The 15,573-nt window shown below is 61.9% G+C and carries 16 protein-coding genes and 1 tRNA gene; 5 read left to right on the top strand and 12 right to left on the bottom strand.

Annotated features, from left to right (window positions below; all coding sequences use genetic code 11):
- Positions 1–4: 4 nt before the first annotated feature.
- A complete protein-coding gene (locus ASE36_RS13275; protein WP_062280118.1) occupies positions 5–3,349 on the bottom strand; it encodes a DUF2126 domain-containing protein in 3,345 nt (1,114 codons plus the stop codon).
- A 133-nt stretch (positions 3,350–3,482) separates the two neighbouring features.
- A complete protein-coding gene (locus ASE36_RS13270; protein WP_062280115.1) occupies positions 3,483–4,910 on the bottom strand; it encodes a mannose-1-phosphate guanylyltransferase/mannose-6-phosphate isomerase in 1,428 nt (475 codons plus the stop codon).
- A 297-nt stretch (positions 4,911–5,207) separates the two neighbouring features.
- Here ASE36_RS13270 and ASE36_RS13265 point away from each other — a divergent pair, with 297 nt between their 5' ends.
- Together ASE36_RS13265 and ASE36_RS13260 are read left to right on the top strand one after the other, a co-directional pair.
- Entirely contained in the window at positions 5,208–5,909 is a 702-nt protein-coding gene (locus tag ASE36_RS13265) for a fumarylacetoacetate hydrolase family protein (protein WP_244474741.1), read from the top strand.
- Position 5,910: 1 nt separating this feature from the next.
- The gene (locus tag ASE36_RS13260; protein WP_062280109.1) at positions 5,911–6,336 is read left to right on the top strand and encodes a hypothetical protein; all 426 of its coding nucleotides are present in this window, start codon (positions 5,911–5,913) and stop codon (positions 6,334–6,336) included.
- Here the strand turns inward: ASE36_RS13260 and ASE36_RS13255 are convergent.
- The 4 genes from ASE36_RS13255 to cpdR1 form a co-directional block, all read right to left on the bottom strand.
- Entirely contained in the window at positions 6,333–6,584 is a 252-nt protein-coding gene (locus tag ASE36_RS13255) for a BrnA antitoxin family protein (RefSeq protein WP_062280106.1), read from the bottom strand. The genes ASE36_RS13260 and ASE36_RS13255 overlap by 4 nt on opposite strands.
- Positions 6,565–6,831: a BrnT family toxin gene (locus tag ASE36_RS13250; protein WP_062280103.1), complete on the bottom strand. Its 267-nt coding sequence runs from the start codon at positions 6,829–6,831 to the stop codon at positions 6,565–6,567. Before ASE36_RS13250 ends, ASE36_RS13255 begins: the two co-directional genes overlap by 20 nt.
- Before the next feature lie 196 nt (positions 6,832–7,027).
- Positions 7,028–7,102: transfer RNA gene (locus ASE36_RS13245), tRNA-Val, on the bottom strand.
- A 95-nt stretch (positions 7,103–7,197) separates the two neighbouring features.
- Positions 7,198–7,560, bottom strand: a complete 363-nt coding sequence (gene cpdR1, locus ASE36_RS13240) for a response regulator CpdR1 (protein WP_006726917.1) — start codon at positions 7,558–7,560, stop codon at positions 7,198–7,200.
- Between the two features lie 197 nt (positions 7,561–7,757).
- On the opposite strand from cpdR1, the gene ASE36_RS13235 reads away from it, so the two are divergent.
- Together ASE36_RS13235 and hisN are read left to right on the top strand one after the other, a co-directional pair.
- A complete protein-coding gene (locus ASE36_RS13235; protein ID WP_062280100.1) occupies positions 7,758–8,633 on the top strand; it encodes an N-formylglutamate amidohydrolase in 876 nt (291 codons plus the stop codon).
- A 361-nt stretch (positions 8,634–8,994) separates the two neighbouring features.
- Entirely contained in the window at positions 8,995–9,771 is a 777-nt protein-coding gene (hisN, locus tag ASE36_RS13230) for a histidinol-phosphatase (protein WP_062280097.1), read from the top strand.
- Between the two features lie 10 nt (positions 9,772–9,781).
- Here hisN and ASE36_RS13225 read toward each other — a convergent pair whose 3' ends face one another.
- Positions 9,782–10,771, bottom strand: a complete 990-nt coding sequence (locus tag ASE36_RS13225; protein WP_062280094.1) for an alpha/beta fold hydrolase — start codon at positions 10,769–10,771, stop codon at positions 9,782–9,784.
- A 392-nt stretch (positions 10,772–11,163) separates the two neighbouring features.
- On the opposite strand from ASE36_RS13225, the gene ASE36_RS13220 reads away from it, so the two are divergent.
- On the top strand, positions 11,164–11,634 hold the full coding sequence (locus tag ASE36_RS13220; protein WP_062280091.1) for an Hsp20 family protein: 471 nt from the start codon (positions 11,164–11,166) through the stop codon (positions 11,632–11,634).
- Positions 11,635–11,696: 62 nt separating this feature from the next.
- On the opposite strand, the gene ASE36_RS13215 is transcribed toward ASE36_RS13220, so the two are convergent.
- From ASE36_RS13215 to ASE36_RS13195, 5 genes are all read right to left on the bottom strand, one after another.
- Complete coding sequence (locus ASE36_RS13215; RefSeq protein WP_200945171.1) at positions 11,697–12,263, bottom strand: DoxX family protein; 567 nt, start codon at positions 12,261–12,263, stop codon at positions 11,697–11,699.
- Entirely contained in the window at positions 12,260–13,051 is a 792-nt protein-coding gene (locus ASE36_RS13210) for a DUF2063 domain-containing protein (protein ID WP_062280087.1), read from the bottom strand. The genes ASE36_RS13215 and ASE36_RS13210 overlap by 4 nt, the downstream gene beginning before the upstream one ends.
- Positions 13,041–13,934, bottom strand: coding sequence for a DUF692 domain-containing protein (locus tag ASE36_RS13205; protein ID WP_062280084.1), 894 nt, complete (start codon positions 13,932–13,934; stop codon positions 13,041–13,043). Before ASE36_RS13205 ends, ASE36_RS13210 begins: the two co-directional genes overlap by 11 nt.
- 81 nt (positions 13,935–14,015) lie before the next feature.
- On the bottom strand, positions 14,016–14,318 hold the full coding sequence (locus ASE36_RS13200) for a DUF2282 domain-containing protein (protein ID WP_062280081.1): 303 nt from the start codon (positions 14,316–14,318) through the stop codon (positions 14,016–14,018).
- A 145-nt stretch (positions 14,319–14,463) separates the two neighbouring features.
- Positions 14,464–15,510, bottom strand: coding sequence for a threonine aldolase family protein (locus tag ASE36_RS13195; RefSeq protein ID WP_062280078.1), 1,047 nt, complete (start codon positions 15,508–15,510; stop codon positions 14,464–14,466).
- Between the last annotated feature and the right edge of the window lie 63 nt (positions 15,511–15,573).

Below are 15,573 nucleotides of genomic sequence, written 5' to 3'. Positions count from 1 at the left end.
CGGATCAGATACCCTGCGGTCGTCTCAGGTCCAAAGTGTGCGGGAACTCCGGCGACACGGTCTCGGGCCATAATGGATAGGAGCCGGCTGTATGGCCCCAAGGCTCGAAACGCGCAAGCCGACGGGCTTCCGCTTCATTCCCATTCACAGGGAAAGTATCGTAATTCCGGCCTCCAGGATGAGCGACGTGGTAGACGCAGCCCCCGATCGACCGGGCAGACCATGTATCATAGATGTCGAATGTTAGCGGTGTGTTGACGGGCAGCACCGGATGCAGGCCCGATGCCGGTTGCCATGCCTTGTATCGGACGCCGGCGACTGCCACGCCGTTCACCAAGGACTTGCGCAGCGGCACCTGACGGCCATTGCAGGCGACGACATAGCGTTCCGGATTGGCCGTCTCCAGCTGCACCTGCAGGCGCTCGACAGAGCTATCCACATAGCGGACGGTACCACCGATTGCCCCTTCCTCGCCCATGACATGCCAGGGCTCCAGCGCCTGGCGCAGTTCGAGCTTCGAGCCCTCGTATTCGACTTCGCCGACAAAAGGGAAGCGAAATTCGAGCTGGGCTGCAAACCATTCCGGCTTGAAGTCGAAGCCGTTTTCGCGCAAGTCGGCCAGCACTTCGAGGAAATCCAGCCACAGATAATGCGGCAGCATGAAACGATCATGCAGGCTGGTGCCCCAGCGGACGAAGCTGCCGGCGATCGGGTTTTTCCAGAAGCGGGCGATGAGCGCGCGGACCAAGAGTTGCTGGGCCAGCGACATGCGCGGATTGGGTGGCATTTCGAAGCCGCGGAATTCGATGAGGCCCAAGCGGCCGGTCGGCCCGTCGGGTGAAAACAGCTTGTCGATGCAGATTTCGGAGCGATGGGTGTTGCCGGTGACGTCTGTCAGAAGGTTGCGGAACAGGCGGTCGACGAGCCAGGGCAGGGGGGCTGCCGCACCGCTTGCCGGCAGAGGCACCTGGGCGAGCGCGATCTCCAGTTCATAGAGGCTGTCGTGGCGGGCCTCGTCGAAGCGCGGTGCCTGGCTGGTCGGGCCGATGAACATGCCGGAGAAGAGATAGGACAAGGCCGGATGGCGTTGCCAGTGCAGTACGAGACTCTTCAAGAGGTCGGGCCGGCGCAGGAAGGGGCTGTCGGCGGGGTTTGCACCGCCGACCACGACGTGGTTGCCGCCGCCGGTGCCGGTGTGGCGGCCGTCGATCATGAACTTGTCTGCGCCCAGCCGCGTCTGGCGCGCTTCTTCATAGATGGCATTCGTCGTGGCGACGCATTCCTCCCAGCTGGAGGCAGGGTGGATGTTCACCTCGATGACACCCGGGTCGGGTGCAACGCGGATGACGTTGATGCGCTCGTCCTGCGGCGGAGCATAACCTTCGATGTGAACGGGTAGGCCGAGATTGCGGGCGGCGGTTTCGGCGGCGGCCACCAGTTCGAGATAGTCCTCGATCGCCTCCACCGGTGGCATGAAGACGCAGAGCCTGCCATCGCGCGGCTCGACGCTCATGGCGGTGCGGACCGCCCCCCTGATGTCGCCGGCAGAGCCGGTGATGTTCTGCTCGTTGCGATCCTGCTGGCTATCCCCGCTCTTGCGTGAGGCTTCCGGCATTGCGCGGCCCTCACTCACCTTCGGGCCGTAATCCGGCAGGGGCGAACGCGGGATCGAGGGGTCGGTGGTGTGGATGTAAGGGTATTGCGACGGCGGCACATAGGGCAGGGTGCCGAGCGGCATGCGGAAGCCGATAGGGCTGTCGCCGGGGATGAGGAAGATCTTGCCGCGACGGGTGCGCCATTTTTCACTGACCCAGCGGCGACCGCCGGCCCTGGCGTTCCAGGCCTGAACCGGCAGGATATAGCCGGTCGGCGTGGTGAGGCCGCGTTCGAAGACCTTGGCGATGCGGGCGCGCTCTTCAGCGCTTTCCAGCTTGGAGTTCGAGGGGTCTACATTTTCCGGCAGGCTGCCTTCCTTGATGATCCATTCGGCAGGATCTTCATAGGCAGGGATGATCATGTCAGGCTCGATCTCCAGCTCGCCGGCGATCGCAGCCATCAGTGCTTCAGCCTTCTCATGGGTGACGCCGGTCTCCTCGTGCTCGGCGGCGATGAGCGCGGGATCGTGCCAGATCGGCTTGCCGTCTTTTCGCCAGTAGAGCGAGAAGGTCCAGCGCGGCAGGCTCTCTCCCGGATACCATTTGCCCTGGCCGTAATGCAGGAAGCCGCCGGGCGCGAAGCGCTCGCGGAGGCGTCGTATGAGCTTGTCGGCGAGATCCCGTTTGGTCGGGCCGACCGCATCTGTATTCCATTCGGCGGATTGAAAATCGTCGATCGAGACAAAGGTCGGCTCGCCGCCCATGGTCAGCCGCACGTCATGAGCTTTCAGGTCACCATCGACCTGCAGGCCGAGTGCATTGAGCGCGTCCCAGCTGTCGTCGGAGAAAGGCTTGGTGATGCGCGGGTGTTCGGCGACGCGCTTCACCTGCATGTCGAAGGCGAATTCGGTGTTGGCCTGACCGATATAGCCGCCGGAGATCGGGGCGGCGTTCTTGTAATGCGGGGTTGCTGCGAGCGGGATGTGGCTTTCGCCGGTCAGGAGGCCGGAGGTGGGGTCGAGCCCGATCCAGCCGGCACCGGGGATATAGACCTCGGCCCAGGCATGCAGATCGGTGAAGTCCACTTCCGTGCCCGATGGGCCGTCGAGCGCCTTCAGATCCGGTGTGAGCTGGATGAGATAACCGGAGACGAAGCGGGCGGCGAGGCCGAGATGGCGCAGGATCTGGACAAGCAGCCAGCTCGAATCGCGGCAGGAGCCGCGCGCCGATGTCAGTGTCTCCTCCGGCGTCTGGACGCCTGGTTCCATGCGGATGACGTAGCCGATTTCCTGCTGCAGGCGGGCGTTGAGGCCCACCACCATGTCGACGGTGCCCTGACCGGGCGTCATGTCGAGCGTGGCGAGGAAAGCCTGCAGCGCCGGAGAAGCCGGCTCCGGCGTCATGTAGATCGTCAGGTCATCGCGGATATCGGCGGGATAGTCGAAGGGCCATTTGACCGCTTCTTCTTCGGTGAAGAAGTCGAAGGGGTTGTAGACCGTCATATCGGCGACGAGATCGACCTCGATCTTCAGTTCGGTCACGGGATCGGGGAAGACGAAGCGGGCGAGGTAATTGCCGTAAGGGTCCTGCTGCAGATTGACGAAGTGGTTTTCCGGCGTGACCTTCAGTGAGTGCGATATGACTTTCGTGCGGGAATGGGCGGCAGGCTTCAGCCGGATGATCTGGGGCCCGAGGCGGACCGGATTGTCATACTTGTAATGGGTGAGGTGATAGATGCTTGCCTTGATCGACATTCGTTACCGCTTCGCTGTTCGCCCGTGCCGCTTTTTCCGGCTTGCATCGATCTTGTGCAATGCAGCGCCATAAAGCAAGCGGCCCGGAGAGCCGAAGCTTCCGGGCCGCACAGGTTAGGCAGATTGATGATCGTCAACTGCGGCCGAATTCATCGACCAGACGGATGATGTCGTCTTCGCCGAGATAGGAGCCGGTCTGCACTTCGATCACCTCGAGCTGGATCTTGCCGGGATTGGCGAGGCGGTGGACAGAGCCTTGCGGGATATAGATCGACTGGTTCTCGTTCAGCACCGTCACCTTGTCGTCGATGGTGACCTCAGCGGTGCCGCGCACGCAGACCCAGTGTTCGGCGCGGTGATAGTGCTTCTGCAGCGAGAGCTTCTTGTCCGGATGGACAAAGAGGCGTTTCACCTGGAAGCGTTCGCCGTTGAGAACTGAGGTGTAACCGCCCCAGGGGCGCAGCGCCGTCGGGTGATTTTCGGTGAGGCCCGCCGTTTCCTTGTTGGCCGCGAGCATCTTGACGAGGTTACCGACGTCCTGGCTGCGGTCGAGGCGGCCGACATAGACGGCATCTTCCGAGGCGATGACAGCGACGCCATCCATGCCCTGAACCGCCAGATGGGCTTCCCGTGACATGACCAGCGAGTTCGTCGTGTCGGACACGGTGGCATTGCCGTTCACGACATTGCCGTTCTCATCGCCGCCGGCGAGTTTCCAGATCGCATCCCAGCTGCCGAGGTCCGACCAGGTGATGGCGGCCGGGACGACGGCGGCATTGGCGGTCTTTTCCATGACCGCATAGTCGATGGAAATGCTGGGTGCTTCGGCGAAGGTTTCGGCATCGAGGCGGGTGAAGTCGAGGTCGCCCTTGGCCTGTTCGACGGATTTTTCGACAGCCGCGAGAACCTCGGGGGCCAGCGCCCTCAATTCCTCGATCATGCGGCCGGCCGAGAAGACGAACATGCCGGAATTCCAGGCGTAGTTTCCGCTGTCCAGCATCTGTTGGGCAATGTCGGCATTCGGCTTTTCCACGAAGCGCGAGACTGCGCTTATGCCGTTGCCGATCTCGGCGCCGATTTCGATATAGCCATAGCCGGTGGCCGGTTCGGTCGGTGTGATGCCGAAGGTGACGATCTTGCCGCTACGGGCGGCGTCTGCGGCACTTGCAACGCAGGCGCGGTAGGTGTCGTCGACGGTGATTTCATGATCCGAGGGCAGGATCTGGATCAGCGTGTCGCGGCCGTGGCGCTGGGCGACGATGACGGCTGCGGCGGCGACGGCTGCTGCCGTGTTGCGCGCTTCCGGCTCCAGCACGATACCGTCGAGCTTCACGTCCATTTCGCGTGCCTGTTCGGCGACGAGGAAGCGGAAATCCTCATTGGTGACGACGAGCGGTGCGTCATAGAGAGCCTCGTCCGAAACGCGCATCAGGGTCTTTTGCAACAGCGTCTCGTCGCCGAGGAAGCGGATGAACTGCTTGGCGGCGGCGGCGCGCGAGAGTGGCCAGAGACGGGTTCCCTTGCCGCCGGCCATGATGACCGGCACGATCTTGGTGCTCATGCTTTTTTTGCCTTTCGATGTCTGGCCGGGCAGTGGGAGGTCCGGCCGAATTTCGCAGTGCCTGCCTCGCGCAACGTCCGAATGAGGCATCGTGCGCAAGGCGATCGACGCAACCCAAACGCGGGGGCGCGGATTTTGTTACATGTTTGGGCGATGGTTCCAAGTGCGGTCCATGATCGTCCTTAATTTCGCGGCTGGACGCGTTGCCGCCTGCCGCCGGTTGTGGTCAAGTCAGCCCGATCTCCGACGCAGAGGCGGGGATGACCGTGTTCATTTGCTGCCATGAAAGACATTCCCTTGACCCCCACAGTCCCGCTGTTTTCCGTTCCCGTCGCCCCGCTCTTGCCCGTCGAGGGTCTCACGGAAGGTTTCCCCGTGCACCGGATCTTCTGCGTCGGGCGCAATTATGCCGCCCATGCTGCCGAAATGGGCAATACGATCGACCGGGCAGCGCCCTTCTATTTCACCAAGCCGCCGACGGGGCTGGTGTTGAGCGGTGGGACGATGACCTATCCGCCGGGTACCGAGGATTGCCACCATGAGATCGAATTGGTGATCGCGATCGGCGCACCCGCCTTTCAGGTCTCGGTAGAAGATGCTGCAAGCGTGATCTTCGGTTATGCCGTCGGCCTCGACATGACCCGGCGCGACCTGCAACAGGCGGCCAAGGACAAGCAGCGCCCGTGGGATATGGGCAAGTCCTTTGAGCATTCGGCTGGGATCGGCCGGATTACCCAGGCGGCCGAGTTTGCGCCGGCTGGACAGCGCATCGAACTGACCGTCAATGGCACTGTTCGCCAGGAGGGGGAACTCTCCGACATGGTGTGGTCTGTGCCGGAGATCGTCAGCCACCTGTCGCGCTATTATCACCTGACGCCCGGTGATCTCATCTATACCGGCACGCCCTCCGGCGTCGGCCCGGTGCAGCCCGGCGACCGGCTGGTCGGGACGGTCGAGGGGCTGGCGCCGCTCACCGTGACGATCGGCGCTGCGGCCTGAGATGACGGGTTTGCAGAGCGGGATAGGGCCGACCCTGGTCGAGGGGCGAAGCTGCGGCACCTGCTCGCTCTGCTGCATCCTTCCTGACATCGACGAACTGGACAAACCGGCCAACGAACCCTGTCGCCACTGTCAGAGCGGGGGTGGCTGCGTCGCCTACGCGACGCGGCCTGCCACCTGTCGCGACTTCTATTGTCTGTGGCGGACAGATGCCTCGCTTGGGCCGGAATGGGAGCCGTCGGTCAGCGGCATGATGCTCTATGCGCAGGGGCCGCAACTGACGGTGCTGGTCGATCCTACGCATCCGGACGATTGGCGCCGGGCGCCCTATCTCGGGGAGTTGGAGGCGCGTGCGCGGGCGCTGAAGGCGGGCGGTGGGTATGTGGTGGTGTATGTCGGGGATGCGGTGACGGTGGTGGCAGCTTAGAGGCCTACAGCCTTCTTTAGAATATCGTCGATGCGGCTTTGCCAGCCGGGACCGGTTGCGCGGAAACGCTCGACGACCTCTGCAGAGAGACGAAGCGAGACGGGGATTTTCGTTGGGGTCTTCTGAATGCCGCGTGTTTTCGGAAAGAAGGCGCGCAGTTCCTCGGGCAGTTCCGACGCCGGACGGGCGCGGGCGAAATCTGCTGCGGTCCATTCCGGATTTTCCGGATCATCGTTTGGCTTCGACATAACGCTTAAATTCCTTCCTATGGGCCCTTCGCAGACTGATTGCCCGCACGCGCCCGTCGCGATAGGTGAAGGCGAGGCAGTGAGGCTGCTCGTCGATCAGTCCCCATGCACGGTAGCGGATTTCCCCGTAGGCATTTCGATCGTCTTCAAGAATAGCGAGGAGGTTGAGATCGCGCGCCCGTTCGAGCGAGATCCCGTGTTTTTGCCTGTTGGCCGCGTCCTTCGCCAGATCATAATCGATCATCATCAAATTGTATATACGATTTGAATTGGAAGCTGACTTCCATCATCGGTCGCAAAGACGGGTTGCGCAACCGGGAATGAATTGCGCCGCTGCCTTGCCTCGCGTGGTGATTCGATGGGTGGCGGAGCGTCGAAGGCTTGGTTGCGTCGGAAACCAAAAAGGGCTCGCCGTTTCCGACAAGCCCTTGAAAGAATTCGAATGGTGGGCGTGACAGGGATTGAACCTGTGACCCCTACGATGTCAACGTAGTGCTCTCCCGCTGAGCTACACGCCCATCCGATGAGCGGCTTAAGACCACAAAACCGCTTCACCCGTCAATAGGCATTTTGCAGTTTTGTGAAGAGATTTTTTCAATCCCTTCGGCAGGCCTTATGCCGCAAGGAGTTTGTTCACTTCGTCGACGAGATCGCGCAGGTGGAAAGGCTTGGACAAGACCTTCGCGTCCTTCGGGGCCTTCGAATCGGCGTTCAAGGCCACGGCGGCGAAGCCGGTGATGAACATCACCTTCAAGTCCGGATCGAGTTCGGTTGCGCGGCGCGCCAGCTCGATGCCGTCCATTTCCGGCATAACAATGTCGGTCAGCAGCAGGGAGAAAGGTTCTTCGCGCAGGCGGTCATAGGCGCTCGCCCCGTTGTCGAAGGAGGAAACTTTGTAGCCCGCCTTTTCCAACGCTTTCACCAGGAACCGGCGCATGTCGTTGTCATCTTCGGCGAGAAGGATTTTCTGTGTCATTTAGGGACCGCTGTATTCGATTTCATGGGACGCTCGCAGCCGCTCACTCTAGGTCCTGCCCAGTAAAGAACCGGTGAACAACGAATTCGTGAGCCTGCTCCGCCATTTCCCGGAGTATGGACTTTGCAGCAGCCGACTGGCAACATGGCGAACACAACAAGTTTGTGACTTGGTAAAGAAGAGGAACTGGGGAGCGGATGACCAACGAATTCGAGCCTTTCGAGATTCGCGAACCCGCCGTCCAGACCATTCCCTTCGTGTATAACTCGCCCCATAGCGGACGCTGCTACCCGAGCGCCTTCCTTGATGAGTCGCGGCTGGACGATCTGTCGATTCGGCGGTCCGAGGATCATTACGTCGACGAATTGTTTTCGGCTGCCCCGAGCTTCGGCGCGCCGCTCTTGGTTGCGCATTTCCCGCGCGCCTATGTCGATGTGAACCGCGAGCCCTACGAGCTCGACCCGCGGATGTTTTCCGATCCGCTGCCGCCCTATGCCAATAGCAATTCGGCGCGTGTTGCCGGCGGGCTAGGCACGATCCCGCGCATCGTTGCTGAGAATATGGAGATCTACGAGGGGCGCCTGCCGCTTGCATCGGCCATGGAGCGGATCGAGACCTGCTACAAGCCGTATCATGCCTGCCTGCGCAAGTTGATCGCCCGCACCCATGCCCGCTTCGGGCTCGGTGTCTTGATCGACTGCCATTCGATGCCGGGCAATATCCGGGTTGCCGGCAGCGGCATCAAGCCGGATTTCATCGTCGGCGATCGATACGGCACCAGTGCTTCGGCGGAGCTTTCGCGGGCGGCCCTGCAATTCCTCGAAGAGCTGGGTTTTGCCGCCGTTCGCAATAAGCCTTATGCCGGTGGTTTCATCACCGAACATTACGGCCGGCCGGCCCGCGACCTGCACGCCCTGCAGATCGAGGTCAATCGCTCGCTCTATATCGATGAGGCGACGCTGGAGAAGCGACCGGATTTCGACATGCTGGCCGGCTCGCTTGCCATCTTCATGGGCCAGATGGCCGATTTCGTCGCCGATTATTTCGGTGATCAGGCGCTGGCCGCCGAATAAGCCGACTTCCCTTCATCTCCCCGCACATGCGCTTTCGCCGTCCAGGCCGTCTGTGGATCCTGCGGTCGGCTGTTCGCGCTATCCAAGACAAAAAAAACCGCGCACTGGGCGCGGCTTCAAGTCTAGGGAGGAAACACCCAAGGAGGGTATTTACAGTCAGAGACTGTAGTTCAGACGTTATGTGTTGCGGTGCACCATTGTCAAGATGAATCTTGGCTGTTTTTTAATCGTGGCGAAAAAATGCGCAGTTTCTGTTTCGTGGCCTGTGGATGGTGGCGTGAGAGGTACAGGCAGTCAGGCGGTTTTCTTTCCGGTCGACAGGCATTAAGACTGGCGCCACTCTCATGCGACGGAACCTCTCATGCGCCCCACCCGTGACTTCTTTTTTCGCCTCGCCGATGCCGCCAAGGCGGAGACCCTGCCGCGTTTTCGTTCCGGCCTGTCCGTCGTCAACAAGGAGGCCGGAGGCTTCGATCCGGTGACCGAAGGCGACCAGGCGGCCGAGACGGCGATCCGCCGTCTGATCGAGGCCGAGTTTCCTGACCATGGCATCCTCGGTGAAGAACACGCCAATATCCGCATGGATGCAGATCAGGTCTGGGTCATCGATCCGATCGACGGGACGCGGGCTTTCATCTCCGGCGTTCCCGTCTGGGGGACGCTGATCGGCTTCCAGGAGCGTGGGCGCTCGGTGATGGGGCTGATGGAGCAGCCGTTCACGGGAGAGCGCTATTTCGCCGATGGGAACAAGTCCTGGTATGTCGGCCCTGACGGCGAGCGCCAGAACCAGGTGCGCGACTGCGGTTCTCTCGAAAACGCGATCCTGTTCACCACCTCGCCGCATCTGTTCCAGGGCTGGGAGGTGGAGCGCTATCAGGCGGTTCAGGATCGGGCGAAACTCTTCCGCTATGGCACAGACTGCTATGCCTATTGTCTGTTGGCGGCCGGGCATATCGATCTCGTCATCGAGACTGTCCTGAAGCCCTATGATGTCGGCGCGCTGATCCCGATCATCGAGCAGGCGGGCGGCGTGATCACCACCTGGGATGGCGGACGGCCGGAAGCGGGCGGCTCGATCATTGCGGCTGGCTCCAAGGCCGTGCATGCCGAGGTGATGGAGATGCTGAAGCGGCGGTGACCGAGCGGGATCAGGCGTCGAGGCGGCTGTCGGTCAATGTGTTGACGGGATCCGTCTCTTCCGGCTCTCCGCCGGGAATGAAGGCGAAGAGGGCGGCGAGCGCCTGGGTGCGGTAGCGGTCCTGCTCCTGCAGGATCTCGTGACGGGCGCCGGGAACCGGCACCAGCTGGCCGGCGCGGAAATACTGCGCCATGGATTCCTGGTAGTGATAGGGCACGATCGGATCGTTGCCGGGGGCGACGATGACGGTCGGGACCGTGATCGAGGCGAGGTGGCGCGGATTGCGTACCTCGGCAATCGCCTTCTGGCTTTCATAGAGCCAGCGGGCCGTCGGTGCACCGAGAAACAGTTCCGTATGATCGGCGACGAGCCGCTGGTTGCGGGCGAAGCGCTGCGGATCTGTGGTGAGCGGATTGCCATCGAAAGTCTTGCGCGGATCGTCCTTGTTCAGGCAGATCCCCCCGAAACCGGTGAAGGTCGCGAGGGTCGCCAGGCGACGGATATTGTCCGGCGAGGTTTTCTGGCCACCAAGCCCGACAAAGGGGGCTGTCAGCACCATGCGCTCAATACGGTTGGCAAGGCGCGGAGCGGCCTTCAGGGCAATCAGCCCACCGGTCGAATGGGCGACCAGAAAGAAGGGCAGGCGGGTATCAGGCAAGACGATCTGCTCGAGGAAGATCTCGAGATCCTTGATATAGTGCTCGAAGCGACCGACATGGCCCTTGCGCGGGTCCTTGATGACCCGGTCGGAGCCACCTTGGCCCCGAAAATCATATGTCGCGACCCAGAAGCCGCGTTCGGTCATCTCGCGGATCGTCTCGAAATACTTTTCGATCGTCTCGTTGCGGCCGTGCAGCAGCACGATGGTGCCACGCGTATTTCCGGCGGTGGACTTGAAGACCGCATAACGCAGGTTTGCGCCGCGATGGCCCTTAAAGAAGCCGACGAGCGGGTTTCCGGGAATGGGGTTGCCGGGGGTGGCGTAAAGTGTCGCTTCCATCCTCACAACTGCCTGTCCGTTGAGCGCGGGGTCCTTCATCCGGGATAGGATGGCCCCCGCAAAAGGTCAAAGAAAAAAGCCGGAACCGCAAACGGAGAATGCGGTCCCGGCCAAAGTGACCGGAGTGGAAGGGGCGATATCCCCGGCCTATCGGGTTCGAGACAACCGATGGGAATGGTCTAGCGCAGGGGGACTGAACCGGTCTTGAACCTCTCGTTCACACAGGATTCATCGGCTGCGTTTCGCGTAAGATCGGCTGATCTTGAATTCGCAAATTCGATTTCCCACATCGTTGATGCGGACGCCGAAAGGGTCCGTGACCTCCGCCTCCATCGCCCGTTGCGGGATTGAGGTGGACCCCAAAACGCCAACGTCGCTTCCAGGAGGACACAATGCGTCACGTCGATTTTTCCCCGCTCTACCGCTCCACCGTCGGTTTCGACCGCCTGTTCACGATGCTCGACAGCCTCGGACAGCCGGAGCAGGCCCAGAGCTATCCGCCCTACAACATAGAACGCACCGGCGAAAACCTTTACCGGATCACCATGGCCGTTGCCGGCTTCGACGAAAGCGAGCTTTCGATCGAGGCACATGCGCATGTGCTGACCGTGAAGGGTGAAAAGGCCGAAGACGAAAAGGTCGAGCAGAGCGAATTCCTCTATCGCGGTATCGCCAAGCGCGCCTTCGAGCGCCGCTTCCAGCTTGCCGACCATGTCGAGGTGACCGCCGCTTCGCTGAAGAATGGGCTGCTGCACATCGATCTTCTGCGCAACATTCCCGAGGCCATGAAGCCGCGCCGGATCGCGATTGCCGCGGAGGCCGCTGGTGCCGCGCCCAAGGCCATCGAGGCACATGTGAACTGATCGGTCGGAATCACCAGCTGACTGAGGCGGTGGGCGAAAGCCCGCCGCCTTTTCGTTTGAGTTCAAGCGAATCGTCTGGTCCAGAATGTGCCGAGGATCTTGTCGAGGGAGAGGAAGCCTGCTCCTTTTACGGCGAGATAAAGCAGGGGAAAGATCCAGAGCAGGCGCTGGTCGAGAATGACACTGTCGGGAAAGCGGTCGAACAGCGCGCCGATGGTCGCAGGATCGACCTTGTGAACGAAGATGTCGGTCAGGCTCTGGACGAGGATGAAGCCGATCATGCCCGTCGCTGCGATACGGGTGAAGAGGCCGAGAACCACGAGAATCGGCAGGATCGCCTCGCCATAGGCGCCGAACACGACCATCAGTCCCCAGGGAAAGAAGGCAACCGCGGAGACATCGCCACCGGCAGCGTCCACGGCCGGGAGTGCGATCTGGTAATAGGCGCTGTCGCTGATCGAAAAGAGCCCATCGAACTTGGTCAGCGCCGAATTCCAGTAATAGGCGAGCAGCACCGCGGCGAAGACAAGCCGGGCGGCAAGGCCAAGGAACCAGCGGTCGAGCAGGCGTTCCACTGTGGCGACGAGTCGGTCGTAAAGTGATTTCAGAATGCGGATCTGCCGGATCATGAACCTGTCCCTGTCCCTGTCTCTGGCAGCCTCAGATCGCTGAAGGCGCCGCTGGCAAGAGTGAGCGTCAGAAGACTGCCGATATCGGTCCCGGGGGCTACGGTATCTGCCGCATCGCAGGCCTCGGTAAAGCTATTGCCGGCCGTCAGGGCGCCGACAAAGGCATTGGCTTCCGGGGTCAACACCGTGATGCCTACATCGTAGGCGGGGCGGGTGATCAACACGGCTTCCGGCTGGAAGGGGACCAACCCCTCAAGCGGCAGACCTTGCCGGTCGCGGCCGACAATGCTGCCGGCTGCATGGGAAAGCGCCAGAAGGCGGCTGGCCGGATGAATTTCGAAGCGGATCTCGGGCAAGGCGTCTTCCGCCACCATTGCCAGAGCCTGGGGGGCAAGCGGGGCCCGGTCGGCGGCATGGAAGGCGTCGAGCCAGGCGCGCTCCACCCGGGCCACATCGGCAAGGAAGGGCAGGTCGCTTGCCGGGCCGAAAGCCTCGACAAAGGCCGGAAAGCTTGCGCCATAGGTGAACATCAGCGGTGATGTCGGCAGATTATTAAGCACATAAGCATGCGCCATGGCGCGGAAGAATTCTTCGCCGACGAGGTTCTGCAAGGTCGGGTAGATCGCCGCCAGCGCATCGACCAGGGAGACCGTGACATTGTTACGGTAGACGGCGAAGCGACGGTTGGACGGGCGGCCAGAGGGGCGAGTGAGGCCTGCCGGTAAGGGCAGGTCGCGATTGCGGAGCGCTGCGGCAAAACTGCCGCTGGTGACGGGATCAGGATGCATGGCGCAGCCCCAGGCGTTGCTCGCCGAAGAGATGCAACAAGGCATCGGCCCGCTCTGCCTCGCGCTTCAGGATCGGCCAGTCGGGCACGTCATTGTCCCATTCGATCAGGGTTGGCAGCGGCCCGGTGCGGGCGAGAACCTTGCGGTAGAGCGACCAGACCACGTCGTCCACCGGTCGGTCATGGCTGTCGATCAGGAGCGGAAGGCCGGCATCGTCTTCATCCGTCGCATGGCCGGCGAGGTGGATCTCCTCGACGGAGAGCAGGGGAAAGTCGGCGAGATAATCCAGTGCGCCATAGCCGTGATTGGTGGCGGAGACGTGCACGTTGTTGATATCGAGCAGCAGGCCGCAGCCGGTGCGCCGCGCGATTGCCCCGATGAAATCCGTCTCGGTCATGGTGGCTGCCTCGAAGGCGACATAGGTCGAGGGGTTTTCAAGCAGGATTTTACGCTTTAGCGCTTCCTGCACCTGATCGATGTGATCGCAGACCCGGTCGAGCGTCTGCTGGTCGTAAGGCACCGGCAGGAGGTCGTTGTAGAAGTGGTCGTCATGGGTCGACCAGGCGAGGTGTTCGGACACCATGGCCGGCTGATAGCGATCGACAACGGCTTTCAGGCGGTTAAGGTGATCCGAGTCCAGGCCCTTTGGGCTGCCGATCGACAGACCGACGCCGTGGACCGAGAGCGGAAAATCCTCGCGCATCCGGGTCAGGATCCGGTGCGGGTGGCCGCCTGCGCCCATGTAGTTTTCGGCGTGGACTTCGAGAAAGCCGATGCGGAAGGCATCCGCCAGGATTTCATCCGCGTGCTGAGGCTTGAAGCCTGCGCCGCTGCGGGCGGCAAGCACTGGCGTGGTGTTCGAGGTCGATGGGTTTGACGGCATGACGGTCTCCTCAGCCTGACGGGCAGTCCAGCCGCATCCCGGCCGCTGCGGCAGAACCGCAGAGACCGGGACGGGGAAGGCTCAGGCCTTGGGGAGGTCGCGATCGAGGGCTTCGAGCGAGCCCATGCGGCCATCGGGCAAAGCCATGGTCATGCAGGTGCCCTTGGCGACGTATTTCCAGGAATTGCCCTGGTAATCGACCTTGGAGGTCCCGGCGCAGGTGGTGCCGGCGCCGGCGGCGCAATCATTCTTGCCGGCCATGGCGACGCCGAAGCACTTTTCCTTTTCCTGCGCCACGGCGGGACCCGACAGGAGGGCAGTGGCCCCGACGGCCATGGTGACGGCGGCGGCGAGTGCTGCGGCGTTGGTGGTGTACTTGCTCATGATGCTTCTCCTCGGATCGTGAAGCTGTTTCCCAAACCGGTCCGTTCCTGGGCCGGTAAGGGGATCATGGCGAGTGGATCACCGAATGGAAAATCAATGATTATTGTAGTTTTGTTGTTCGATATTCTTGTAAGAAAGTCGCGCGTCAGACGACTTCTATGAATTGATCGACTTCTTCTTTCGTCGTCGCAAAGCTCGTGACGAGGCGCAGCAGCGTTTCGTTTTCGCCGAGCAGATATGGCATGTCGCGCGGCGGGAGCCAGTCATAGACCTTGGCGCCCTTGGCGCGGGCGCGAGCGACGGCATCCTTGTCCGCGACGGCAAAGACCTCGTTGGCGCTCGTCTCCCAGGCAAGGCGGGTGGTGTTCTTGGCCGAGAGCCCGGCACGCAGGCGGTCGGCCATGGCGTTGGAATGGCCGGCGAGGTCCAGCCAGAGATCGTTTTCCAGATAGGCTTCGAGCTGGGCCGAGATGAAACGGGTCTTGGAGAAGAGCTGGGCGGAGCGCTTGCGGATATAGGGCATCTCCTCTGCCATTTCGAGCTTGAAGAAGATGATCGCTTCGGCGCACCAGCAGCCGTTCTTGGTGCCGCCGAAGGAGAGAATGTCGACGCCGCGCTTCCAGGTCATCTCGGCCGGGCTTGCCTTCAGGGCAACCAGCGCATTGGCGAAGCGGGCGCCATCCATGTGGAGCGGCAGGTTCTTCGCCTTGGCGATGGCGGCGATGGCATCGAGTTCATCGAGCGAGTAGACCGTGCCGGCCTCGGTTGCCTGGGTGACGGTGATGGCCATCGGGCGGCCGTGATGGACGGAGGGCACGTCGAAGCGCGAGACGGCGATGTCGAGCGCTTCCGGATCGATCTTGCCGTTGTCGCCTTCGACCGGAAAGAGCCGGGTGGAGCCGGTCAGGAATTCGGGTGCCCCGCCTTCGTCGGAATTCACATGGGCATCATAATGACAGAAGGTGACGCCGCCGGCCTTGGCGACGCTTGCGAGTGCCAGCGAATTGGCGGCCGTGCCGGTGGCGACGAAGAAAACGGCGACCTCGCGTTCGAACATGTCATTGAACTTTGCTTCGATCAGCTTGTCGTGGTCGCTGGTGCCGTAAGCGGCGGCATAACCGGAGGCGAAACGCGTCAAGCTTTCGGCGATCTTGGGATGGGCGCCGGACCAGTTGTCGGATGCGAAGAACATGGGATCATTTCCTGAGACGGGGGAGGGTGTTTGGAGATTAGGCATTTCCGCGACGTGATCAAT

Source organism: Rhizobium sp. Root274 (assembly GCF_001429245.1).
Taxonomy (GTDB): Bacteria; Pseudomonadota; Alphaproteobacteria; order Rhizobiales; family Rhizobiaceae; genus Allorhizobium.
This window is presented reverse-complemented; position numbering and strand designations above follow the sequence as displayed.